This is a genomic window from Shewanella sp. FDAARGOS_354, assembly GCF_002209245.2.
In the GTDB taxonomy this organism is placed as follows: Bacteria; Pseudomonadota; Gammaproteobacteria; order Enterobacterales; family Shewanellaceae; genus Shewanella; species Shewanella xiamenensis.
Genome location: NZ_CP022089.2, coordinates 1,777,193 through 1,801,546 on the forward strand (window position 1 = coordinate 1,777,193; position 24,354 = coordinate 1,801,546).

General features: G+C 45.1%; 23 protein-coding genes and 2 pseudogenes. 12 read left to right on the forward strand and 13 right to left on the reverse strand.

All coding sequences use genetic code 11. The annotated features are described in order from the left end of the window. Positions 1–20 precede the first annotated feature (20 nt). Together glnD and dapD are read left to right on the forward strand one after the other, a co-directional pair. On the forward strand, positions 21–2,606 hold the full coding sequence (gene glnD, locus CEQ32_RS08065; protein WP_047534636.1) for a bifunctional uridylyltransferase/uridylyl-removing protein GlnD: 2,586 nt from the start codon (positions 21–23) through the stop codon (positions 2,604–2,606). A gap of 18 nt (positions 2,607–2,624) precedes the next feature. After that, positions 2,625–3,449, forward strand: coding sequence for a 2,3,4,5-tetrahydropyridine-2,6-dicarboxylate N-succinyltransferase (dapD, locus tag CEQ32_RS08070; RefSeq protein WP_037416726.1), 825 nt, complete (start codon positions 2,625–2,627; stop codon positions 3,447–3,449). 71 nt (positions 3,450–3,520) lie between these two features. Here dapD and CEQ32_RS08075 read toward each other — a convergent pair whose 3' ends face one another. The 4 genes from CEQ32_RS08075 to CEQ32_RS08090 form a co-directional block, all read right to left on the reverse strand. Then, complete coding sequence (locus tag CEQ32_RS08075) at positions 3,521–5,449, reverse strand: HD domain-containing phosphohydrolase (protein ID WP_088585826.1); 1,929 nt, start codon at positions 5,447–5,449, stop codon at positions 3,521–3,523. Positions 5,450–5,639: 190 nt separating this feature from the next. Beyond that, positions 5,640–6,455, reverse strand: a complete 816-nt coding sequence (gene purU, locus CEQ32_RS08080) for a formyltetrahydrofolate deformylase (RefSeq protein ID WP_037416965.1) — start codon at positions 6,453–6,455, stop codon at positions 5,640–5,642. 213 nt (positions 6,456–6,668) lie between these two features. Beyond that, positions 6,669–8,150, reverse strand: a complete 1,482-nt coding sequence (locus CEQ32_RS08085; RefSeq protein ID WP_088585828.1) for a PTS transporter subunit EIIC — start codon at positions 8,148–8,150, stop codon at positions 6,669–6,671. Next, the gene (locus CEQ32_RS08090; protein ID WP_047534629.1) at positions 8,102–8,566 is read right to left on the reverse strand and encodes a flavodoxin; all 465 of its coding nucleotides are present in this window, start codon (positions 8,564–8,566) and stop codon (positions 8,102–8,104) included. Before CEQ32_RS08090 ends, CEQ32_RS08085 begins: the two co-directional genes overlap by 49 nt. 127 nt (positions 8,567–8,693) lie before the next feature. Here CEQ32_RS08090 and CEQ32_RS08095 point away from each other — a divergent pair, with 127 nt between their 5' ends. Further along, the gene (locus CEQ32_RS08095; RefSeq protein WP_037416714.1) at positions 8,694–8,867 is read left to right on the forward strand and encodes a hypothetical protein; all 174 of its coding nucleotides are present in this window, start codon (positions 8,694–8,696) and stop codon (positions 8,865–8,867) included. Between the two features lie 88 nt (positions 8,868–8,955). Here CEQ32_RS08095 and truC read toward each other — a convergent pair whose 3' ends face one another. Together truC and CEQ32_RS08105 are read right to left on the reverse strand one after the other, a co-directional pair. Further along, positions 8,956–9,792, reverse strand: coding sequence for a tRNA pseudouridine(65) synthase TruC (gene truC, locus CEQ32_RS08100; RefSeq protein ID WP_037416711.1), 837 nt, complete (start codon positions 9,790–9,792; stop codon positions 8,956–8,958). Beyond that, positions 9,779–10,099 carry a YqcC family protein gene (locus CEQ32_RS08105; RefSeq protein WP_055648604.1) on the reverse strand — a complete coding sequence of 107 codons (321 nt, stop codon included), beginning with the start codon at positions 10,097–10,099 and terminating at the stop codon, positions 9,779–9,781. Before CEQ32_RS08105 ends, truC begins: the two co-directional genes overlap by 14 nt. 147 nt (positions 10,100–10,246) lie before the next feature. On the opposite strand from CEQ32_RS08105, the gene CEQ32_RS08110 reads away from it, so the two are divergent. Both CEQ32_RS08110 and CEQ32_RS08115 read left to right on the forward strand, forming a co-directional pair. Continuing rightward, entirely contained in the window at positions 10,247–11,260 is a 1,014-nt protein-coding gene (locus CEQ32_RS08110; protein ID WP_037416706.1) for a DUF3549 family protein, read from the forward strand. Next, positions 11,257–11,643 carry a DUF3301 domain-containing protein gene (locus CEQ32_RS08115; protein WP_047534621.1) on the forward strand — a complete coding sequence of 129 codons (387 nt, stop codon included), beginning with the start codon at positions 11,257–11,259 and terminating at the stop codon, positions 11,641–11,643. Before CEQ32_RS08110 ends, CEQ32_RS08115 begins: the two co-directional genes overlap by 4 nt. Before the next feature lie 1,831 nt (positions 11,644–13,474). On the opposite strand, the gene CEQ32_RS08125 is transcribed toward CEQ32_RS08115, so the two are convergent. Together CEQ32_RS08125 and CEQ32_RS08130 are read right to left on the reverse strand one after the other, a co-directional pair. Continuing rightward, entirely contained in the window at positions 13,475–13,780 is a 306-nt protein-coding gene (locus tag CEQ32_RS08125) for a DUF962 domain-containing protein (RefSeq protein WP_055648606.1), read from the reverse strand. Then, positions 13,773–14,411: a GNAT family N-acetyltransferase gene (locus CEQ32_RS08130; protein ID WP_037416694.1), complete on the reverse strand. Its 639-nt coding sequence runs from the start codon at positions 14,409–14,411 to the stop codon at positions 13,773–13,775. Before CEQ32_RS08130 ends, CEQ32_RS08125 begins: the two co-directional genes overlap by 8 nt. 145 nt (positions 14,412–14,556) lie before the next feature. Between CEQ32_RS08130 and CEQ32_RS08135 the strand changes: the two genes are divergently transcribed. Then, complete coding sequence (locus CEQ32_RS08135; protein ID WP_055648607.1) at positions 14,557–14,790, forward strand: DUF2789 domain-containing protein; 234 nt, start codon at positions 14,557–14,559, stop codon at positions 14,788–14,790. A 39-nt stretch (positions 14,791–14,829) separates the two neighbouring features. Here the strand turns inward: CEQ32_RS08135 and CEQ32_RS08140 are convergent, their stop codons facing one another. Then, positions 14,830–15,228 carry a DUF3192 domain-containing protein gene (locus CEQ32_RS08140; protein WP_047534614.1) on the reverse strand — a complete coding sequence of 133 codons (399 nt, stop codon included), beginning with the start codon at positions 15,226–15,228 and terminating at the stop codon, positions 14,830–14,832. A gap of 147 nt (positions 15,229–15,375) precedes the next feature. Between CEQ32_RS08140 and CEQ32_RS08145 the strand changes: the two genes are divergently transcribed. After that, on the forward strand, positions 15,376–15,759 hold the full coding sequence (locus tag CEQ32_RS08145) for a hypothetical protein (protein ID WP_088585829.1): 384 nt from the start codon (positions 15,376–15,378) through the stop codon (positions 15,757–15,759). After that, positions 15,759–16,532: a Zn-ribbon-containing protein gene (locus CEQ32_RS08150; RefSeq protein ID WP_037416681.1), complete on the forward strand. Its 774-nt coding sequence runs from the start codon at positions 15,759–15,761 to the stop codon at positions 16,530–16,532. Before CEQ32_RS08145 ends, CEQ32_RS08150 begins: the two co-directional genes overlap by 1 nt. Positions 16,533–16,617: 85 nt before the next feature. On the opposite strand, the gene syd is transcribed toward CEQ32_RS08150, so the two are convergent. Next, positions 16,618–17,268, reverse strand: a complete 651-nt coding sequence (gene syd / locus CEQ32_RS08155) for a SecY-interacting protein (RefSeq protein ID WP_088585830.1) — start codon at positions 17,266–17,268, stop codon at positions 16,618–16,620. A 59-nt stretch (positions 17,269–17,327) separates the two neighbouring features. Here syd and queF point away from each other — a divergent pair, with 59 nt between their 5' ends. Further along, positions 17,328–18,188 (forward strand): NADPH-dependent 7-cyano-7-deazaguanine reductase QueF, encoded by an 861-nt coding sequence (gene queF, locus CEQ32_RS08160; RefSeq protein WP_037416675.1) that lies wholly within the window; start codon positions 17,328–17,330, stop codon positions 18,186–18,188. 47 nt (positions 18,189–18,235) lie between these two features. Here queF and CEQ32_RS08165 read toward each other — a convergent pair whose 3' ends face one another. Further along, complete coding sequence (locus CEQ32_RS08165) at positions 18,236–19,180, reverse strand: LysR family transcriptional regulator (RefSeq protein WP_088585831.1); 945 nt, start codon at positions 19,178–19,180, stop codon at positions 18,236–18,238. 122 nt (positions 19,181–19,302) lie between these two features. Between CEQ32_RS08165 and CEQ32_RS08170 the strand changes: the two are divergent. The 3 genes and pseudogenes from CEQ32_RS08170 to CEQ32_RS08180 all read left to right on the forward strand — a co-directional run. Further along, positions 19,303–20,391 (forward strand): annotated as a pseudogene (locus CEQ32_RS08170) (MBL fold metallo-hydrolase); the annotation flags it as partial. A 98-nt stretch (positions 20,392–20,489) separates the two neighbouring features. Then, positions 20,490–21,389 (forward strand): IS982 family transposase, encoded by a 900-nt coding sequence (locus CEQ32_RS08175; protein WP_088585327.1) that lies wholly within the window; start codon positions 20,490–20,492, stop codon positions 21,387–21,389. Between the two features lie 13 nt (positions 21,390–21,402). Continuing rightward, a pseudogene (locus tag CEQ32_RS08180) lies at positions 21,403–22,311 on the forward strand (alkyl sulfatase dimerization domain-containing protein); the annotation flags it as partial. A 63-nt stretch (positions 22,312–22,374) separates the two neighbouring features. Here CEQ32_RS08180 and CEQ32_RS08185 read toward each other — a convergent pair. After that, positions 22,375–22,920, reverse strand: coding sequence for a hypothetical protein (locus tag CEQ32_RS08185; protein WP_088585832.1), 546 nt, complete (start codon positions 22,918–22,920; stop codon positions 22,375–22,377). A gap of 157 nt (positions 22,921–23,077) precedes the next feature. Next, entirely contained in the window at positions 23,078–24,058 is a 981-nt protein-coding gene (locus CEQ32_RS08190; RefSeq protein ID WP_088585833.1) for a 4'-phosphopantetheinyl transferase family protein, read from the reverse strand. Between the last annotated feature and the right edge of the window lie 296 nt (positions 24,059–24,354).

The following is a 24,354-nucleotide window of genomic DNA, read 5'->3' on the forward strand; positions in this document are numbered from 1 at the left end:
GCATCCAAACAAGGGACTCGATGAATACAGCGCTGCTAGCTAAACAATCATTAATCGAACAGAATCAAACGCTTTTAGCAAGGTTCAAGGCCAAAACCCCGATTGAAGAGCTAGTGACTCAGCGCTGTCAGTTTGTCGACTCCCTTATAAAACAGGCCTGGTTGCAACACGGCCTAGATCAATACCCCATCGCCCTGATTGCCGTTGGTGGCTATGGTCGCGGTGAGTTACATCCGCACTCTGATGTCGATTTGCTATTCCTCTTCGAGGGCGAGTTAGCTGCGGTAGCGGAAGCCGCGCTCAGCGAGTTTATCGCCTTTTTGTGGGATGCTAGTCTTGAGATTGGTCATAGCGTCCGCACCCTTGATGATACGCTACGCCTTGGGCGAGACGACATTACCATCGCCACTAATTTGCTTGAAGCGCGCTTGCTTTCAGGGCCTGAAAGTCTGTTTGACCAGCTCTACGATGCCATTCGTCAAAGCGATTTTTGGACCTCCAGTCAGTTCTTTATCGCTAAGCGCGATGAACAAACGGCCCGCCATGCCAAGGCGAGTGCCTTCGATCTTGAGCCCAATATCAAAAGTTGCCCCGGCGGCCTTCGGGACATTCAAACCATCGCCTGGGTTGCCATGCGCCACTTTGGCGCCTCACGCTTAGAAGAACTGGTGCAATACGAATTTTTAGAACCCGCCGAATTAGAAGAGCTGCTCGAGTGTCAGCACTTTCTGTGGAAGTTGCGTTTTGCCCTGCACATGACTGTCGGGCGTGATGAAAACCGCCTGCTGTTCGATGTCCAGCGCCAAGTGGCTGAGTTGATGGGATACGAAGACGCGACCCAACTTGCTGTTGAGCAGATGATGAAACGTTACTATCGCACGGTGCGCCGCGTGATGGAACTCAACGAAATGCTGCTGCAACTGTTTAAGCGGGCAACTCTTGGTCAAACGAAAGCTTTAGAAATTCAAGCGATTGACAATAACTATCAGCGCCGTGGTGCCTTTATCGAGGCCCTAAGTGACGATTTATTCGACAGCGGTGAAGAAATTGTACGTTTGTTTGTCCATGTCGCGAAAAACTCTAATATTAAAGGCATTTATGCGCCTACCCTACGCTCACTGAGACGTGCTCGCCGAGCACAGCAGCAACCTTTGCAAGAAAATCCTCAGTGCCGCCAAGCCTTTATGGAGATCTTAAAACATCCACGCGGTATTGCAGCCTTATCGCTGATGCATAAACACGGGGTGCTGTCGGCCTATTTGCCCGCATGGCGCAATATCGAAGGCCAAATGCAGTTTGACCTGTTCCACGCCTATACGGTGGATGAACACACCCACAGATTGCTCCTCAATATCGAGCGCTTCTCGCAGCCAGAACAAAAAGAAGAGTTTCCTTTAGGCTCAGTGCTTATCAATCAGTTACCGAAAAAAGGTTTGTTAGTACTCGGCGCGATTTTCCACGATATCGCCAAGGGCCGCGGCGGCGATCACAGCAAGCTTGGCTCAAGCGATGCCCTAGCCTTCTGTAAACTTCATGGCTTGAACGACCACGATGGCCGCTTAGTCGCTTGGTTAGTTGAAAATCACTTAGTAATGTCGGTAACCGCCCAGCGCCGTGATATTTCCGACCCCGATGTGGTGGCCGACTTTGCCAGCAAGGTGCGCGATGCGGTGCATTTAAGTTATTTGTACTGTTTAACCGTGGCCGATATCTGCGCCACTAACGAAAAGACCTGGAATAACTGGAAAGGCTCATTGCTACGCGACTTATATTTTTCAACCCAAAGGGTGCTCGCTCGCGGCAAAGAAAAGCCCGTCGATATTCGGGCCCGAGTACGCGAATACCAAGCCAAGGCGAAAAAAGAACTACTGCGGCGCGGCATTAAAGAAAAAGATTTAGATACCCTTTGGCAACGCTTTAAGGCCGACTACTTTTTGCGCCACCAGCCCAATCAAGTCGCTTGGCATGCTGAAGCCATCCTCAAGCATAAGCAGTTGGATGAGCCCTTAGTGCTCGTTTCAAAACACACGACCCGCGGCGGCACAGAGCTGTTTGTTTATTGTCAGGACAGACCTAAGTTATTTGCTACCGTGATGGCGGTGCTTGATAATAAAAATATTAACGTCCACGATGCTAACATCATGACATCAAAGGACAATTATGCTCTCGATACCTTTGTTATTCTCGAGCAAGACGGCGAACCCGTCAGCCAACTCTCGCGCATACAAAGTATCCGTAAAGCCCTTGAAAAAGCGCTCGCCAGTGATAACCCCAAACTGCCACGCTTTAGAAAACTGTCGCGCAAGATGAAACCTTTTAATGTTCCCACTCAGGTGAGTTTCCTTGAGAGTAACCGTCATGGTACAAGTATGATGGAACTCATTGCCTTGGATACGCCGGGATTATTAGCTAAAGTGGGCGATATTTTTTATCGCTGCAACACCACTTTGCTCTCCGCCAAGATCACTACCATCGGCGAGCGAGCGGAAGACTTTTTTATTTTGCAAACCAATGATGGCTTGCAACTCAATGAAAACCAAGAGCATACGCTCAAGGAAGCCTTGATTAGCGCACTGAGCGCCATCAACACAGAGTCAACCAATTAACCACAACGGGAGAAGTAAATGGAGGCTTTACGCCAACGTATTGAGGCCGCTTTTGAAGCGCGTGCCGACATCACACCAAGCACTGTTGACGCTAGCGTGCGTAACGATGTGCAACATGTCATCAATATGCTCGACAAGGGTGAACTGCGCGTCGCTGAAAAAATCGACGGCCAATGGCATGTTCATCAATGGTTGAAAAAGGCGGTGTTACTGTCATTCCGTATTTTTGATAACGCAGTTATCGATGGCGCCGAAACCAAATATTTTGACAAAGTGCCGTTAAAGTTTGCCGAGTATGACGAGGCCCGCTTTAAAGCCGAAGCCATCCGCGTGGTGCCTTCAGCCACTGTTCGTAAAGGCTCTTTTATCGGTAAAAACACTGTGTTAATGCCCTCTTACGTGAACCTTGGCGCCTACGTTGACGAAGGGACCATGGTTGACACTTGGGCAACTGTGGGTTCATGCGCGCAAATTGGTAAAAACGTGCATTTATCTGGTGGTGTAGGCATTGGTGGGGTATTGGAGCCGCTGCAAGCTGGCCCGACTATTATCGAAGATAACTGCTTTATCGGCGCACGCTCTGAAATTGTCGAAGGCGTTGTGGTAGAAGAAGGCTCGGTGATATCCATGGGCGTTTATATCGGCCAAAGTACCCGTATTTATGACCGTGAAACGGGCGAAATCCACTATGGCCGCGTACCAGCTGGCTCTGTAGTCGTATCCGGTAACCTGCCCTCAGCATGTGGCAAATACAGCCTATACGCTGCGATTATCGTCAAGAAAGTGGATGCAAAAACCCGCGGCAAAGTGGGGATCAACGAACTGTTACGTATCGTCGATTAATCGTTTCGCTACATTGCGGGATAACAAAATGCCAAGCAGCCTGCTTGGCATTTTTTATCTACTGAGTTCCGTTAAATTAAACGCTCGACATCCTGGCGTAACTTATTCGCCATTGCTATTGCACGCCAGCCGATTACGCCTATTGCATGTTGCGCCTTATTCACAACCACCAAAAACTCAGAGTCAGACTCATTAAGTTGCTGCAGCGCATCTTCTGAAGTCGCCACATCACTAATTAAAGGAACAGAATGCTCCATGATTTGATGAGCTTTTTTACGCAAAAAAGCCCTATCCTGTTCTCGCTCGGCTGCACTGCCAATGAGGGGGCTGAGCCAGTAGTCCAATAATCTTTGGGTGATAACGCCAATGAGGTGATGTTCTTCATCCTGTACAACAGCCACCTTAGCATGGGCGTGAGCAAGTAGTCGTTTAATGTCGGCTAACTCATGGTCCAAAGTGACTGTCACTACCGGGTCTAGCGCGGCAGAACCGATATGATCGCTAATACTAATTTCACGGTTAATAAGTACCTCTAAACAGGTTTCAACTATATCATGATCAAATAAGGTCCCTTTACCCGCCCGAAGCACTTCTGTCATCTTCGCCAATCCCAATGAAGGACGATAGGGTCGGTGTGATAGGATTGAATCAGCAACATCGGCAACGGCAATAATTTTAGCCTCATAGAGAATCGCTTTATCCTTTAATCCCAAGGGATAACCCGATCCATCGAGCCGCTCATGATGCTGTAATATCATTTGTTTAATCGGCCAGGGAAATTCGACATCCTCTACAATTTCCGCTCCATGTTGTGGATGAGTTTGAATTAAGGCGTATTCTTCTTTGGATAATTTTGAAGGTTTAGTCAAAATCTGTGATGGTATTGCAAGCTTTCCTATGTCATGCACTAGTGCACCAATTTTTAGCCCCTCTAAACGCTGCGGCTCAAGCCCGAGCTTTTCACCTATAAGATAGCTTAATTGGGCCACCGACTTTTGATGCCCCGCGGTATAGGCATCCTTAAGTTCTAATGCCTCGGAAATGGCGCTGATAAGCTGGGTTAACGATTGGGATAATTGCTCCTTTTGCGCCTTAATAATTTTGGACTGCCGCGATACTGCCCGCAAACTGCGGGGAAGCTCAATCGAATGCCATAAAATACTCGCAAAAGTGAGCAATGAGCGGGCATCTTGACGACTGTAGGGGTCACTTCGCCCAACGACGCAAATAATTCCCATCAACCGATTTCGAAATAAAATGGGCACCGCTAAATAGCGTTCCTCAAGCAGTAATTTATCGAATACTCCCTGAGCATTCGCGGGCCTACCTAGGCTATTTTTAATGATGGGCTTAAAGTTTTGAGCGCATTCAAGCCAGACAAGACTTTCAGTTTCAGGAGCTTGAGTCTCTTCTTCGACAATTTCTGGCAGGTCAATCTTAGATTGAGGGTATTGGGTTCTGGCCGCCAAGCTAAGCAATTTCGATTTTTCGTTATGTAAAAGAATAAACCCATACCGACTACTGCTGAGTGCGACAGATTTGGCTACCGCAACCCGGAAAACATCCTCAGGAGAAGACCTAATCACTTCTTCAATATGCTGCAACCAAACATCGCTCGCTTGGATTACACGGCGATAATCTACGTGCAATTCTTTAATTTTGGGATCTTTAAAATTTATCTCAGATAAGATCAAGTACCATCCATTTTCAGGAACTGCATGCAAAGCGAAATGTACATTTGCGCCATTATTGTCCTGTAACTGGAAGCCTATATAGCCACCGCTACTATGCTCAATATCTGCACATAAATCAGTATCAAAAGCACTGAATAACTGGCAAATAGGTTTATTAATGATTTGCGCTGCTGAGCGGTTACAGCGCTCATAAAAGGCTTGGCTCATTTTTTGAACACGAAACTCTTTATCAAGTTGTGCCCAAGACAAATGCAAACCATCGGGGAGATCCATCGTTCCGACAATTAGACCGCGATTTGTTGACATCCAACCTCCATCCTTGATTAAAAATAGGAATGTAGACTCAAAAACTCATTAGGACATAAACAAAGTAAAAATCCTATTAAACATAAGGATAGCAAAGCGAATATAAGCCGCAGACTAAAACTGAAACATAAGATCCCCATCACGGTATGCGCAGGAGTATGTTGGGGATACTCAAATCAAATTTTACACCCTAAAACACTATGGTTTTATTGCCGTAAACCACCACTTGCTCATTTAACACTAATTGCAGCGCCTTGCTGAGAACACTTTTTTCAACGTCTCGGCCCGCTTTGGCCATTTCGAGTGCGCTGTAACTATGATCAACGGGGATCACATCCTGTTTGATAATCGGCCCTTCATCGAGGCAGTTGTTCACAAAATGCGCCGTCGCACCGATAATTTTCACCCCACGTTCCCAGGCTTGGCGGTAAGGAGCTGCACCAATAAAGGCTGGTAAGAAAGAGTGATGGATATTGATGATACGGTTTGGATATTCAGCAACAAAATCCGGCGTCAGCACCCGCATATATTTGGCAAGCACCAGATAGTCTGGCGCGTATTGCGACACCGCGGCCAACAACGCCTGCTCATGTTGAATTCTGTCGAGTCCTTCATGACTGACGAGATGAAAAGGAATATCAAACTTTTCAACAAGTTCTTTAAGTACATCGTGGTTGCCCACTACGGCGGCAATCTCAACATTTAAACCGCCATAATACGCTTTCATCAAGAGGTCGCCGAGACAATGTGCTTCTTTAGTGACTAATATAACAATGCGTTTCTTACCCGCACTCACTAAGGTCATATGATTTGGAACGGGTAATACTTGACGCAGATCCTGCAATAATTGCTCGCTGTTAAAGTGCCCCTCAAGCTCAGTGCGCATAAAAAATCTTCCCTGCGCATTATCCACAAATTCACTGTTTTTGATGATGTTAAGCTGATGGTTAAAGCAAACACTGGTGATTTTGGCGATAAGCCCTTGGGCATCGGCGCAATCTGTCATCAGGATTTTACGTGCTAAGGCGGGTTGTGCGTTGGAAACTACATGCTGTGACTGCAAAATCTGATCTCCTCTATGGTCCCTCACTCGAGTGTGCCATAGCCAATCCGCTGATACAGCATGAAAAGCTAATTTTTTGTATTAAAAAGTGAATTTATTGTGAGTTGACTTTATTAAACACAATAAATCAGTGATTAATTTTAATAAGCTGCAATGCTAACGCCGTGTATCTAAATAACGCTGCAACACTTTACGCAGAGTTTCAGCCTTAGTGCCATAGACCACTTGCACACCTTTCCCCATCACAATCACTCCCTTCGCGCCTAGCTGACTGAGTCGAACTTTATTAACTAACTCAGGGCTATGCACACTCAAACGTAATCGCGTTAAACAGGCATTGAGTTCAACGATGTTATCGCGACCACCTAATGCCGCAATAATTGCTCTTAAGCTCTCTTTGGAGCGATTGGCGTCATAGGATTCAAGCCGCCCTGGCGTTTTTAAATTAAATGCCAGAATACTTCCCCTAAACAAAATGTAATAAATCACCGCCGTAAGCGGCCCCAAGACTGCAAACCATCCCGTATTGCGGGACAGGGAAAATAGCAAAGTGAAGTCAACCAGTCCGTGGGAAAATACAATACTATGGTGAATATCAAGCATAATGCAGACAGAGTAAGCCAAGCCCGCCAGCATGACATGGATAAGAAACAAGATAGGCGCCACAAACATAAATGCAAACTCAATTGGCTCAGTCACACCTGTTAACCAACTGGCTGCCGCAGCGGAAAGCATAATACCCGCAACACGATTTCGCTCCGAGGCATCAGCGCAGCGCCAAATGGCCAGCGCCGCTGCTGGTAATCCCCACATTTTAATCAGGTAGCCCCCCGCTAAATTCCCTGCTTGCGGATCACCCGCTAAATAACGCGCCACTTCACCGCGTACCACTTCGGCGTCCTGCAACTGATATTGGCCAACTTCTAAATAAAATGGTGCATTCCAAATATGATGTAGCCCTAAAGGAATGAGTAAACGCTCAAGCGCACCATAAACACCAAACGCAATTGCAGGCTTTTGGTAAACAGCCCAATCAGAGACTCGCTCAATCAATAAGGAGATTGATGGCCATACATGGGCGAGTACATAACCTAACCCCATAGCCAACGGAATGATCAATAAAGAGGCGCTACGCCGCCCTTCGAAAAAGGAAAAAATCGCTGGCAGGCGAATATATTGGCTCCAACGCACCGCAAAGCAAGTCACGCCGCCAATCAGCATGCCGCCAGCAATCCCAGTATCTAAGGTATCCATGCCAAGAACTAACTGAGTTGGCAATTGGTATAGGTCAGCTAAAGCAGCCAAGGTTGCTGTCAACACCCCATAGCCAAACACCGCGGTAAATGCAGCAATCCCTTGATCTCGACAAAAACCAATCGCCACCGCCACCGCAAACAAAATCGGCATAATCGCGAAGATCAGCTTACCCACAGCCAGCATTAATACATTAAGTACTTCAGGCATAAAGGGGATTGGGCTTACCGTCAACCCCAACATAACCCCAGCCGCGGGTAAAATGGCAATAGGGATTAACAGCGCTTGGCTTAAGCGCTGAGCAAATTTAAACCACTGCTGAGTGACCAAATGGCCTAAGCGGCGCGCTCGGATTTGACGATTTGGTTCCAGCTTTGCAGCCATTTTATCGCTTCGACCTCAGGTTCCATGGTTTCACAGGCGTCAATATCGAGACGCTCCACAACGGCTTTTGCGCCTAATTCACTCAGCAATGCATCCACTGACTTGCCTGCACCACAAAAGGTATCGTAACTTGAATCTCCCAGCGCAATAACACTGTATTTCAGCTCTGGCAAATAGGGAGCTGTTGTTTGGAGATGATAAAACCAAGGCTGGATATCATCGGGTAAATCCCCCTGCCCGGTGGTTGAGGTGACAACCACTAACAGCTCATCCTGTGGTGGTGTAAATTGGCTAATTTCATTCGGTTGCCACAATCTGGCTTCATAACCAAGTTCTGTCAGCGCTTTTTCTAAGGTTTCGGCGGTAAATTGTGCGCTACCATACACAGTGCCAAAGATCAGATTAACTTTTTTCATGATATACTCCGTCCCACATGCGTAAACGCAACTCAGCTGAAGTTACTTTATTGTTATGCTTTAGGGCAAGCAACAAGGTAAAATTTTATAAATTAAATCAAGTTATTGAGCATGAGGAACTAAACTGATGCGACAGAGCAATAGGCAAAAACACCTCAAGCACCAACATAAAAGCACTCAAATTAGACGTAAACATTACTTTCATGCCGCACAGCAAAACCTGCAAACGCCACTTAAGCCCACCACGGGATTTTCAAGCTTAGTCACCTTAATGCAAGAACTAAAGCTAGCGAGTAGCTAAGCTGTTAACATCAGGGCCAACAGCAAGTGAACAGACCACACTATCTTAGTCACGCAAATAAACACGTGGCGACCTAATACATTTCAGCTTAACCCGCAATCAATATGCTGGGTGTGGAAGATAATGCGCTATCATCCCAACCTAGGCGAGCAAAAACGGTTTCCCATTCAGGCTCAAGCTCTGTTTCAATGCTTAAGCGCTCATGGGTTATCGGGTGAGTGAAGGTTAATTTTTTCGCAATCAGCCATAGTCGATTGATGTCAAAATGGGTTCTAAAAAATGCATTTTGCTTACCATCACCATGGGTGGTATCACCAATAATCGGATGACGTAAGTGCGCCATATGGCGTCTTAGTTGATGCTTGCGCCCCGTTTTAGGACTCAGTTTAACTAAAGCAAATCGACTCGTTGCATAACGTCCTGACGGATAGGGGATTTCAGCATTGAGTAGCGGTTCATATTGAGTCACCGCTTCTTGGGCTGCTTTATCTTGATTTGAGAACTTATCCGCCACTTCATCCAATTCCACCTTGAGCGCATAATCCAATACACCACTCTCGTGCATATTGCCACGCACCAACGCTAGGTACTGTTTTTCGATACTATGGTCGGCAAATTGTTCGCAAAGCGCGTTAGCCACTTCACTATTTTTGGCAAATAACAACACGCCAGAGGTCGGTCTATCTAAACGATGTACCGGAAACACATGACACCCCACCAGATCGCGTGTTAATTGCATCGCAAAAAAACGTTCACGGCGTGCCAAATAACTGCGATGCACCAGCAATCCCGCAGGTTTGTGGATAGCAACGAGATGCTCGTCTTGATATAAAATGTGCAGTTCAGGCGCGGCTTCTACATCATCACTATCGGTATTCAATTGCTTACTCTCTGGTATATCTAACCAGATATCATCTTGGTTCATTTAACAATATATCCAATTCATTTAAGACACCGATTAAGGGTGCTAATGTCGCCTGCTCAGACCACACATGTTCAGCCATAGGCGCAATGGCAATTTGGCTAGGCAAGGGTTGTCCAGCATCGATCAATGCTTGCATTCGCGGGATAAAGATAAACTGTAACCATTGTTCAAACGACATAAGATCGCAGGCAAACGGCGCAGTACTGGCCATCGCTTTATCACTTGGCGCATTGGCCGACCAAAGTCCAACACCTTGGAGCTCGTGAATAATTTGGGCTAATTTTATTTGAGTTTGGCTGTAAAGCATCAATGTAACGTCCTTTAGCTCGCTGTCACTAGAAGATAACGCTCAGCGACAGGGGGCGATAAAAGTGTGGCAATCATACCATCGTGAACAACTTCCCCCTATAATGTCGCCAATTTATTGAGCCTTTTTGATTGATATAGCAGCCAAATGACTGAAATTACTACGCTTAGCCAATTTTTAACGACAGCCAAAACCCAATTCCAAGTCTATGAACTGGGTCGAAGGGTACAGCACATCGATATGTTGGCCTTCCATCAAATCGAATCTCTAGCCACACCTTATCCCTACCCTATTCAAGGCCATGCACAGTTTGCCATTGTTTTTTGGAATGAAAGCCAGCAGCATTTTATTTGGTTCCTCAAGCTTCCTTTAGATGAGCAAGGCCTGCTCTCGCCTGCACCCCGTTCACAATTTATTGAAATGGTACTCACGGCACTGGGACAAGATCCAACTCAGCCATTAACCGATGAACAGCAGGATCGCCTCGCCAATAATCCATTTAGTTTTAAACCTAGCCAAGAGAAACTAGCGTTATTCAACGCCTTAGTGCGTAAGCAATTAGGGTTAAAGGCATCAATCCAATATGAATTTGCCATGCAATACTTATCAGGCCAAATTGCTCCGAGTGAATGGCAACATATTGGCCTGCAAGGTTTGAGTGATGTTTGTGTCCGTCTCAATGAATTAGATCATGAGCAACATATACTTGCCAGTTTTGACCATGCCGCCATTGAAGTGCAAATCGCTCTATGCCAGTGCCTCGAACATCTACAGTTGACTGAGGCTATTGCGGAGAAGATCTTTAGTAAGTTCATCAAGGCACCTAATGAGTACCAATCCTATTACATGCGAGCATTAGCATCACAGTCTGAATTAAGCCAACAAGCCTTAGCCCACTTACAGCATACAGACCAGCTTGATGCAAACGCCCTCATCAGTATTGCAGGTCGAAATTGGTCGATACTAAAGCAAGAGCTGAGTCGCAGTATTTACTTAGAAGCACTTGCACTTCAGCCGCAAGCCTTTTTTAATCAGGTCTTTGCTGATATTGTGGCTATTCCTAATTTACGCAATCACTTACTGCGTGAATTACGAAATCCCAATCGTAGTGTTCAACTATCACAAGCCATTGGTGGCTTGTTTAAGGCTGCAAGTAAATGATGTCAGATCTTCTGTTAATTATTGCGCTGATTGTCGTTGCCGCTTTCTTTTGGCAACTTCGTCAAATGGCAGAATTAAGCCGTATTTTTGCTGAAAAAGAATGCTGTAGACAAAAAGTACAACTATTAGCGATCGCAATGGAAACCGCTCGTCCTAGCCTTGGCGGCACTACCGGGATCTGTTGGAAGGCAAAGTATCTATTCGAGTTCAGCACAGATGGTATAAATCAATATCGTGGTCATATATGGATGCTAGGTAAAAAAATTCAAAAGATTGAATGGCCTATATTCCCAGAACCCGAATGGCAAGAAGCACCGACGACGAAAGGTAAATTTGGTGGCTGTGGGAGCCAAAGTAGTTGTAGCTCTGGCAAGTGTCATTAAGTCACTGCCGTTGACCTTTGAGCTGAATTGATCACGCCAAGCCGTATTGATAACACTCAGCCATAGCGCGGCTCAACATCTGCATCATCTGTATGAATACCAAAAAGAAAGGGCGTGCTCCTAAGATCACGCCCTTCTGTTCTTTGTTAAGCTATCCCGCTATTTTCGTGCTCCCTGCACCATCCATGCGTCAACTTGCATCCTGCATCATCCCTGTTCAATCCTTGATATCTCCCTGTACTCAAGTACATCCCTACCTCTTGGCGTTCCTTTTACCAAGCTTGCTCTTTCCTGAGCGGTTCCAGCATCATCCATGAAATAGGTTAAGTTGCTTCCTTTCTGCTGCACTCCTTGTGCCATCGCAATCCTGTGCAACTAGGCTATCTATCCGTGATAGTCTATCCTTCCGTGGTTCGTAACGCTTTCATCCTGAAAGTCTTTCCTTACCATTCCGTGAGTGTTAATCCATTAAACACTGTCCGGCCATCCTGACCGCTAACATCCTGTTGTCTCTCGCTCCCTCTGCAAATGAATCTTAGGATAGTCATGATGAAATTTGCGCTAGTTAAAATAAAAAGATAAGCCGCAATAATAACGACATAATTAAAAGCAAAACCTAACACACTGATTAAACTATATTTGATGGAATATGACGGTTTTTATCAGTCAAAAAACTTACAAATTACTTACATACTTGTGAGACATATCTCACAAAGAAACTGGCAATTTTAATCCTCTCAACTAATTTAGTTTGCTTGCCAAGAAAGACTCAGAACCAACCAAGCCGTAAATCGCCGCATAAAGGAGCAATAATCGACAATCTCTTTTATCCCACTACCGTTAAAATTATAAAAATGGACATTTTGACACAGAACTATGAACAGCCTCTAAGCGACGCCAAGTTCCATATACTTTGGTTAGTATCAACCACTAGAACCAAGCAACTCAAAAGTATCATTGCGCATTGTTATCAATGTATAAGCGGGTTGATATTAGAATCTTGATGAGCTGTGAACTGGGTGATTGGACGGATTTGCAATTCAATATTTAGAAAATGCCTGGATACAAGCTGCGGCTTCAAAAGACAAAAAAGAAAAGGGCGTACTGTGTACGCCCCATTTATTCTCTGTAAGCCATCCTGCTTATTTGTGCTCCCTGCACCATCCATGCGTTTACGTGCATCCTACAGCATCCCTGTATCCCTAATCCTCCCTGTGTTATGGCTTAACCATAACACTCAATCCTTTGACCCGGAAATCCTATTCCGGCACCAGTCACATCCTATGACTCATTCCATAATGCATCCTGCTCAATGCCTTCCATAGACGAGTACAAGCTGTTCACCCTTATACTTATCCCTTAACTCGATACATCCTGCACCGAGTACATGCTTAATCCTTAAGCTTGTCCTTTATCATCCTGAAACCTGTCGTCCTAACAAGTATTATATCCTGTATCATCCTTGACAAAGCTATCCTGCTTTTCCTTAGCCTATCCTTGGTTTATGACAGTTTTCCTACCGCCAGAGGTTCAAATCCAAGAACCTAAATTAGTTGCTTCTTGCGTCCGTTTCGCCCGTATTGCAATCCGTGCTATCCATGTGTTTTGGCGACAAATAAATTCTACGTGAATTCTGTCTTTGTTGTTCCCCCATAAGAACAACAACCCGGGAAAATCTCATTCAACCAGCAAAGTGGAATTTATAACAAATTGAAATTAAATAACTTTTAAAACTACAGATTATAAAACAATCAAAAAGAAAACATATTGTCTTACAGGCTTTGTAAGCGATCTCTCACACGCTTGTCAGCTTCTTACCGGAATATCAGATTCAATACTTTACTTTTCCCAAAAGAATTTGGACAAACATCACCCAATCCCCCATCAAGCTGTACAAAGGATATTGAAAGGTCGCAGGTCGATTACGCTCAAAGACAAAATGACCAACCCAAGCAAATCCATATCCCACAAGCGGGATCAGCATCAACAACCACCATGCGGCAGTGATAAATGCAGCTCCTAATAATAACAATACCAGAATACTTCCAATAAAATGTAGCCGCCGACAACGACTGTCTTGATGCTGGGAGAGATAGAAAGGATAAAACTCAGCGAAAGAGCGATAACGTTTATTCATCTTGTTGGCCTGTATAAAAAAGTAATTGCCCAGCCACACCACCAATAGTCAATTCACCCAAGAAAACAAAATCATGTTGTTTAAATAAATGCATATGAGCTTCCTGCGAGGTGAATACCCCAATACCTTCAAGATTTGGCTGCTCATCGCACCAACTCACTACCGCTTGAACAAGTTGATGGCCCAGCCCTTTACCTTGCTCGTTTGGCGCTAAAGCAATAAATTGCAAAATCCCACAACGCTGGCTGGGTAACAGTTCCAAAATAATCGATTCCTTCTTCATCATAGCTTGGGTCGATTGCCACCCCGTACCCAGCAACATTTTGAGCCGCCAGTGCCAATAGCGACCTTCTCCGAGTGGCACTTCTTGGGTGACAACGCAAGCAACTCCCACTAAATGAGCACCATCGAAGAGTCCGATTAAGGCCTGCTTTTGTTGCCATAGAGTATTGAGTTCTTCGCGAATTGCGGCGCGTAATTTTTGTTCGTAGGCAAATTTATCTGCGGTGGATAACGCATTAATAAAAAAGGGATCATCGTGATACGCATTGTAGATAATTGAAGCGGCCAAGCGTAAATCTTCTGCGGTGAGATAAACGGCACGATACTCATCCAAGGTTTTATTGTCCATTGTTAGAATTCCTTGATTTAGATCACACTCTTATGAGTCTTTATCAATGTATCAAGGAAACCCAAAAGTGCAAATTTTAATCATCGATTGCATTTCCTAAAGAGATGCATAACCTAGATAAAAAGCTAACCAAGGGAGAGATCGAATGGATACTACACCAATTGATTTAAGCCATCTATTTGAACAACTGGGATTAGAGAACCAACCCAATGCTATCGCGCATTTTATTGCTACTCACAAGCTAGCAGCGCAAATACATTTAACTGAAGCGCCTTTTTGGACACAAGCGCAAAAGAGTTTTCTCACCGAAGCCTTAGAGGCTGATGCACAATGGACCGAACTGATTGAGCAGCTTGATGCTCAGTTAAGAAAGCCCTAATTTTTTAGGGCGTTCAAGTGTATTTTGGGACAGTTGGGGTTAAATCTTTTGATACGCAGTGTCGCCCCAACCGACTAAAACATGGTTACTCAAGACTACAGGCGTACATTCATCCTTAGTGGTTTTACCATCGCTATGGGAGTGCTGAGTGCGATAAAAGAGGACCAACACTTCTTTATCTGCTTGTCCTGCGCTTTGTTGTAAATAGGACTCGCTAAAGTCTGCAGCTCCCATTAGCGTCATCACTTGGTCTTTACTCATGCCAAGGCTGAGCTTAGTCAGATTAGTGCGGTTTTTATCCTGTGTTTTTTCCCAAGATTCGCTACTATCCCACTTAGATTCACCATCGCCGACATTGACCACACAACCGCTAAGACCTAAGCTTGCTAACCCTAAAAACGTGACCGCGATGAGTTTGCGATTAATATTTGCGTTCATATTATGACTTCCTGTGTACTTGTTATAAAAATTGTTAAAAAGCAAAATCAATGCCAAACAGCAATGCATTGATTTATAAGAACTAAAATAACCACATCACAGTAAGTTAGTGAAAAACACGATATACATTAAGGAATTTCACTTATTATGAGTCCCATTGACCAAGTGTTAGCAGCAGCCTGCGCACTCGAAGCCAGCGGTAAAACCCCAAGCCTTGCCCTGATAAAAAGCCGCGTCGGTAACAAAATCCCTATGCCAATATTAATCCAAGGATTACAGCAATTTAAATCGGTACCTAAAGCCGAGCGGGAACGTTTAGCGGCCCAATCACAGCCCGTGGTTGAAGAAACACATACCACCGATGCTTCGCCACTCACAGTCGCCACATTGGCGCAACAGTTAGCCCAGTTGCAACAAGGCATTGAACAGGCCCTCGCGTTAAAAAACAACGAGATCATGCAACTCAGAAATGAACTTATCGAGCTGAAACAACATGTCAGTCAACTCGAATCCCAAGGAAAATCCGCTTAATGTTTGTCACCGAATTGCGCTTTGAATGCTTTGCCGATACCACCATCAGTGCGGCAGAACGTGCCATCAATCAATTACTCGAAGCCTATCGCGCTAATGGTCAAATCCTCGGCCGCGAATTTGCCGTAGCCTTTAATGAGGGCGAATTTCGAGTACGTCTACTCACGCCGGAAAAAAACAGTTTGGCCCATCGTTACCACAGCCCTTGGGTGAAAAAAGCGCTGGCGGAATTAACCGAGGCTAAACTACTGGCGCCACGTGAAAAGTTTATCGGTCAGGATATTAATTCTGAGGTCAGTAACACTGAGCCGCCCAGCTGGCAGCTGCTCTACACTAGCTATGTGCATATGTGTTCCCCCCTGCGTAGTGGTGATAACTTATTACCTATTCCGCTGTATCAAATCCCTGCGACCTTTAATGGCGATCATAAGCGAGTTATCCGCTGGCAAACCGAGTGGCAAGCCTGTGATGAGTTACAAATGGCGGCCGCCACTAAGGCAGAATTTGCAGCGCTAGAAGAATTATCGAGCCCAAACAGTGATTTATTTAGACGAGGTTGGGACTTACGTGGCCGAATCGAATACCTTACTAAAATTCCCACTTACTATTATTTGTATCGCGTCGGAGGGCAGGATCTGCAATCTGAGCTGGCACGCCCCTGCCCGCGTTGTGGCAGCCACGACTGGAAACTCGATGAACCGCTATTAGATATGTTCCACTTTCGCTGCGAACCTTGCCGCATAGTGTCTAACTTGTCTTGGGATCATCAATAGCCTTGCCTTATTAAAGCCTAAACTCGACAGGCTAGATATGCATGTCGAGTTTACTATGTTTAGGCCTTGCTGCATTTCAACGCGCTTAACGCTTACCAATCAGGTTGTGCCACATACGTTTAAAGCTGGCAAAAATCCCAGGATGCTCGAGCGCTGGCATAGGCAATTCTTCATGTTTCACGGGTGGCGCGATACGTGGCGATAACGCCTCAATAAACGCCGCTAAACTCGGCGCCAATTGGGTAGAGGGAAGCTCGCCGGGGATTTCCACCCATACACTACCATCGGCATTATCCACCGTTAGCATCTTATCGCCTTCATCAAGCAAACCAATAAACCAGGTGGACGGTTGCTTAAGTTTTTGCTTCATCATCAAGTGACCGATGATATTTTGCTGCAGCGCGTCAAAATCCGCCTCGTTCCATACCTGTAGTAATTCTCCTGTGCCCCATGGTGAATCAAATAGCACGGGCGCCGCAAAATACTCACCATAGAAGTAATTGATATCAGACCATAATTTAAGTTCAAGTGCATGCTCAACATTCGCAAAGCTGCCTACTGGTTCACGTTTAACAGGTAACCAGCTCACCGCATCATCGGATGATTCATCAAACTCTCCTTGAATGCACAAAGATGGCTCACCTCGCGGGTAATATCGCGGTAATTCGCCTAAAGTTGATAGGTAAGACTGATGATAGTTTTGCAAAAATTTATCGAGAGCAGGCAGACAAGACACTTAAGCACAATCCAATTTCGGGTATAATGTGCGCCTATTTTGACATGGAAACAGTATTGATGACACAGAATCACGATCCCTATAGTGATGCAAAAGAACTTGCGAGCTTAACTTTAGGTAAAGCTACTGATTACCAAGCCGAGTATGATGCATCGCTGCTGCAAGGGGTTCCTCGCTCACTTAACCGTAACGCTATCAACCTGACTGCGGAGAGTTTACCTTTCCACGGAGCCGATATCTGGACGGCCTATGAGCTGTCTTGGCTAAATGCCAAGGGTAAACCTATGGTGGCTATCGCCGACATTCAGCTAAGTCATGCAAGCCAAAATCTGATCGAGTCAAAATCCTTCAAACTGTATTTAAACAGTTTTAATCAAACCAAATTCGACAATCTCGATGCGGTGCAAAAAACCTTAGTTAAAGATCTAAGTGAATGTGCCCAAGGCGATGTTAACGTTAAGATTATTGAGCCTAAAAGTTTTGGTATTCAACGTGTCGTCGAACTGCCAGGCACTTGCATTGACGATCTGGATATTGAAGTCAGTGATTATGATTTTAATCCTGATTATCTTGAAAACAGCACAGATGAAAAACAGATTGTCGCAGAGACACTCAATTCTAATCTATTGAAATCAAACTGCTTAATTACCTCTCAACCCGATTGGGGCAGTGTGATGATCCGTTATCAAGGGCCAAAAATCGATCGCGAAAAATTACTGCGCTATTTGATTTCGTTCCGCCAACATAATGAGTTTCACGAACAGTGTGTCGAGCGAATTTTTGTCGACCTAAAACATTACTGTCACTGTGCTAAGTTAACTGTATACGCCCGCTACACCCGTCGTGGCGGCTTAGACATTAACCCCTACCGCAGTGACTTTGAGCATCCGGGTGAAAGCCACAGGTTAGCCAGACAGTAATAGATACCTTCTTACAACAATAAGATAAGCACGCAAAAAGCGCTGATTCACTCGCTACGAGCCTGAACCAGCGCTTTTTCATTTGTTGTCATGGTACTGGCACTAAGTAATAAGCTTCGTAACCATTGATGACTCGGGTTTTGGGTATATTTACTGCTCCACACCATATATAAATCAATTGGTCTTGTTTTTAGTGGCATAGGTAGTATTTGTAAGCCAAACATTTCAGCGTATTGACTGGCATAACGTAAAGGGGCGATACCTATCGCCTCACTTTTACCTACGGTTGCAAACATACTTAATAGAGAGGACTGTTCACTGTACATCCTGCGCCTTGGTAACACGCCTTCAGTAAACAAATCCCCCGCCGTCAAATTAAAACGCCGCAAATTTAAAAATACGTGTTTCTCCTCAAAATACTGTTGATGAGTAATGGCTCCATGAATACGAGGATGCTGCTTACTGGCAATACAGACTAAACTTTCAGTAAAGAGTAATTTGCTTGAGAGCAAAGTTTGCTGAGCGGGTTTAATATCGATCGCCACCGCAACCTGCTCAAGCAAGATATCACGATATAACTCAGCCTCCTGTGGCGGCGACTCACGAAAAATCACTTCGATATCCGCATCCAACAATAAAGCTTGCACACCTGCTTGCAGCGTTTCAATAACCGACTCATTGGCATATACATAAAAGCGCCGCTGGCTTGAGCGGGGATCAAAATGCTCAAACCCAAGTAATACGGTTTCGATATCGGCCATGGGTTGCTCAAATTTGCGATACATCTCTCGAGCTACTGCGGTTGGTTCAATTCCACGCCCAACCCGAGTAAACAGCGACTCTCCTACCCATGATCTCAATCGGCCAATGGCATTACTCACGGAAGACTGAGTTAAATCTAACTCCTGCGCCGCTTGGGTAAACGAACGTGTACGATAAACCACCATAAACACACGTAATAAGTTTAAATCTAACGGCTTTTGTGTCGGCATAGGGGAAACACTCATTCACAAGATAAATATTACAACCTAAGCTAACTCGAGTTATCTAAATATACAAGCTGGCTATACTCAAACCATCAACGACACAATCCCACTTATCGGTAGGTAAAATGATGCAAAAATCTTTGATGACAATCAGTATTATCGCTAGCTTCTCCTTAAGCGCAGTCGCCGCTGAACACGAGCATGAACACATCAGCCTGCACTATCAAGGCAAGCCTGCTACCAAACAAACCATAGAGGTAAACAAGGCCACAGCAGCCACCCTTAACTTTGCCGATAAAAAAGCCTTTGAAGCGTTTTCGAAGAATCTTATCGCCGAACTCGATGAACCTACGGCAGCGATTTTACGGGCCGATTTCAGCTTTATTGGCGATAAAACTCCTGACACAGTTAACCCGTCACTGTATCGTCAGGCCCAGTTGAATATGGTGTCTAACGGCTTATACAAGGTCACCGACGGCATCTATCAAGTGCGCGGCACCGACTTAGCCAACTTAACCCTTATCCGCGGTAAAACAGGCTGGATCCTGTATGACGTGCTACTCACCAAAGAATCGGCAAAGTTGTCATTGGAATTTGCGCTTAAACATTTACCAGAGGGCAATGATTTACCTGTGGTCGCGATGATTTATTCCCACAGCCATGGAGATCATTTTGGCGGTTCCCGCGCCATTAAAGACATGTTTCCAAACGTCAAAGTCTATGGTTCCCATAACATCACCAAAGAAATTGTTGACGAAAACGTCCTCGCAGGAAATGCCATGAGTCGCCGCGCCGCCTATCAATACGGCGCCACATTAGAGCGCAATGAACAAGGCATTGTCGATGCCGCACTTGCCAAAGGCTTATCCAAAGGCGAAGTCACCTATGTAAAACCCGATATCACCCTTAACAGCAAAGATAAATGGGAAACGCTAACTATCGATGGTATCGAAATGGTGTTTATGGATGCCTCGGGCACCGAAGCTGCGTCGGAAATGGCCACCTATATTCCCTCAATGAAGGCCCTATGGACGGCTGAACTCACCTACCATGGCATGCACAACATTTACACCTTACGTGGGGCAAAAGTACGGGATGCCATCAAATGGTCTAAAGATATCAATGCGTTGCTAACACGCTTTGGTGATGATGCGCAGGTACTGTTTGAAGCACACTCCGCGCCCGTGTTTGGTAATACGGATGTCAACGCCTACTTAACCTGAGCTTCGGATAAGAATTTAGCTCCCAAAAGGAACTAAATGCTCGTTCCCTGATCCGATCATTCGACCAAGAGTGATTAGAAAAAGGAACGAGCATGAACAAACTAGTTGAAACTTACTGTGATGTCGATGATTTCTGTCAGTTATTTATCCCACATTGGCAACGCTTATTGCTTGATAATGGTGAAATGAAGCGTAATAGACCTTGTCGCCTTTCTCCCGCAGAAGTGATGACCATTATCATTCATTTCCATCAATCACATTACCGAGATTTCAAAAATTATTATCTGCACTATGTTTGTCGCCAGCTAAAACCCTATTTTCCAGAGTTGTTGAGCTACACTCGTTTCCTTGCATTAATGCCTAGCGTCGTTGTCCCTATGTGTAGCTATCTGACTTCAAAGCTTGGAAAGCCAACGGGAATTCAGTTTGTCGACTCCACTAAAATTGAAGTCTGTCATATTATTCGAGCGAAGCGAAATAAGGTTTTTGAAGGCATTGCCGAACATGGAAAGGGAACTATGGGCTGGTCGTTTGGATTTAAACTGCATCTTATTATCAATCACTTGGGTGAAATTGTAGCGTTAAAACTGACGAAAGGTAATGTCGATGACAGGCAACCTGTCAGTGAAATGGCTGAGTCTCTTTTTGGTAAGCTTTATGGTGATAAAGGCTATATTAGCCAAGCCCTAACAGGTGAGCTTTTGGAAAAGGGCGTTGAGTTAATCACCACAGTTCGTAAGAACATGAAGAAAAAGTTTATTTCTCTATGGGATAGAGCAATCTTAAAAAAGCGATTCATCATTGAAACAGTGAATGACCAATTGAAGAACATTTCCTATATTGAACACTCAAGACACCGCAGCGAGCATGGGTTCATGCTCAATCTACTTGGTGGATTGATTGCATATTGTTTAAAAGAAGAAAAGCCATCGTTAAATCTAACAGCTCAGGAGCTTGAACTGTTAGATAGCTCTAATTTAGTGCTGGCTTAACCAGATCTGAGGTTACTTAAGAATGCAAAGGGATAACTATGGCCTAGTCCATAATCAAACCCTGCGATTAGCCAATAATGGGGTGGGTATTCAAGATATTGGCGATGCGATTCAAACCACTATCCCTCAAGCCGTGCGCGATACTTGGTATACCAATGGTTATCACGGCACCTATAGCCACAATGCTAAAGCCGTGTACAACATGTATTTAGGCTATTTTGATATGAATCCGGCCAACTTAAACCCACTACCCACAAAGGATGAATCCGCCAAATTTGTTGAGTATATGGGCGGCGCTAACGCCGTGCTTAAACATGCCAAAACCGACTATGCAAAAGGCGAATACCGTTTTGTAGCCACCGCACTCAATAAAGTCGTGATGGCAGAACCTAATAACACTGAAGCCAGACAATTACTTGCCGATACCTATGAACAACTGGGTTATCAAGCCGAAGGCGCTGGCTGGCGCAATATTTATCTGACGGGTGCCCAAGAGTTACGCACAGGAGTCCAGCCCGGTGCACCTAAATCAGCCTCAGCTGATATTTTAGGTGAAATGGATATCTCAACCCTGTTTGACTTTCTCGCCGTCAAAGTCGATAGCATCAAGGCCGCTGAGCTTGGGCTGTTAAGGCTTAATGTGATTAATCCTGACACTAAAGAAACGCTCTATGTAGAGCTAAGCAATGGTAATTTAAGCAATATTCAAGTTGATAAACCGATGGAGGCTGATACCAATCTTTATATTGATAAGCGTTATATTACCGGCATTTTACTCGGTAAAACGACCCTTAAAGACTTGCTGGCTAACGGCAGTGCCAAACTGGAAGGCGATAAAACCGCTTTCGGTAAAATTATGTCGACCTTAGTCCAGTTCGATGCCAACTTTGAAATTGTCCCACTACCGCCGATTACCAAGTAGATAATTCAACGCCCTGAATATTCAGGGCGTTTTTATAGGATGAAGGCGTGACGTTCACACTGGTTAGTTGGCAGTGCTTGTCGCTGGGGATGTGGTTTTACACTCCAACAATAACTGCTGAAAATGCGTGCCTAAATCCTGCTGAGCAAATTGCTCACTCGCCAGTGCCATTTGTTTAAGGCTTTGCATTGCTTGATCTAATCCTTGCTGCTCAATAAGGTTTTTCGCATAGGCCGCGGCATCGGCGCCCTTTTGCAGCAAGCTTGCCACTTGATCAAAACTCACCTCTTGTTCCATTAGCTTCTGTAGGTCGCCGAGTAATTCTGTCACCTTGGCCGACTCCACTAAGGCGCCTTCGACATTGACTAACTTACCTAAGGGATCTTGCGTCAGTTTCTCTGTCACGCAGGCCGACACTGTGCCCGCCGCCGCACTTTGAGCCACAACATCGAGTCCGCGGCTGCGAATTTGCTCAACCACTTGCTGTAGTTGCGGATCTTGAGCAAGCCATGCCTGCTCTAATTGCTGTTTTTCATCGCCACCAAAGTAGCCACAGCCACCGAGCAGTAGCAAAGTGCTAGTCGATAAAAGGCATTTGAATTTCATCATTAACAACCTTATCAGTGAGTTCTCTTGCATGACTATAGCGAGCGAGGTTTAATCTAAAATGAATAATCAAGGAAGGAATAACAAACTCAGCTAAAAAACCGTAATCTAAATTCAAAGTGACTCATTGCAAGCAAAAGCCTTATCGCCACTGAGTACATTAGACGACTGAGCATGCCGCCAGTAATCCGGTAATACTGGTTAGCTGCATGGAAATCGCCACATTCCCCAAGCTATGACTATGCATTAAGCTCAAACCAAAACGATATTCATCATTAAGTCGACCAAAGAACCCCTGCCAATGCTGTACACCAGAGCTTGTTGCATCGAGTGCTGTTCTAGGTTCAATCAACAGCTTAATATTGGAATAAAGCTGAATATGCGAGGGGAGTTGAAGATAAGAACGGTGCTTAGCTTGGCTCGGTAAAGCAACGTTATGCCTCTGATTAAGCTCAACCCAGTGACGGGGTTCGGCAGCTTGCAGCGCGCCATCATCAACCGCCAGTAAACTGTTTGGTGCTAAGTCAAAGGCAAAGGATTTCAGCGACTGTGCTAAGCCCAAACCCGTTGCCTTGATGTAGGATTCCTTAAGAGCCCAAAGGTCAAAAAAGCGCTGCCGCTGCGCATCTTCACCTTCAAGGGCTAATAAGCTTTCGGCTTCAATCGGGGAAAAATAATGATTCAGGATCGGGTAAATATTAGTGCTAGCGCGGGAACGCTCTATATCCACCCCCAAGCCTAAACGGGGCAGCGCTGTGTTAGCGGTTTCTCCCTTGTTATCATCTTGCGCCAAGGCAATCAACAACCAGTCGCCACTGTGGCTTAAGTTAAACTCAATGCCAGTGCTCAGAAACTGCTTATGACAGAGGCTAGGCTTGCCCTTTTCACCGTATTCAAAACACCAGTCCTGCGGCGCAATCAGTCGTTGGGAGGAGTAAGGTGAGGCTCCACCACGAGATTGCAGTCCTTGGGATAAGACGCAGCGCAGCGCCGCTCGCACCAATAAGCCATTCATTTGTGCCTTGGGTGCCCGGTAACGCGCCACTTTAGCGCGCTCGTCCTCACTCAAGAGCGCCATACAGGCACTCGTGCTAGCCGCATCCATTTCGGTTAATGGTATAAAAAAAAGCTCAATATTCATTAATTTATCCCAACAACACCTGAGTTTAACGGCAGCCCTATTCTACTCAGTTCTGCTCGGCTGACGAACAATATCTGAACCTTACCAATAACCAACTGAATTTTAAAAACTATTTTTGATGAAATTGCATTTAGCTGCTTTGTTCGAAAACAATTTGATCATTAAAAAACCATTTCAAGTCCCATATGATTGTATCGAGCAAAAACCTAGGGTAATCTGCATCACCACTGTGTACTGTAAAACACCCAAAAACACGGGTTTTAAGCCTCTTTTAAGCATGAGTGTTGACTCAGTTA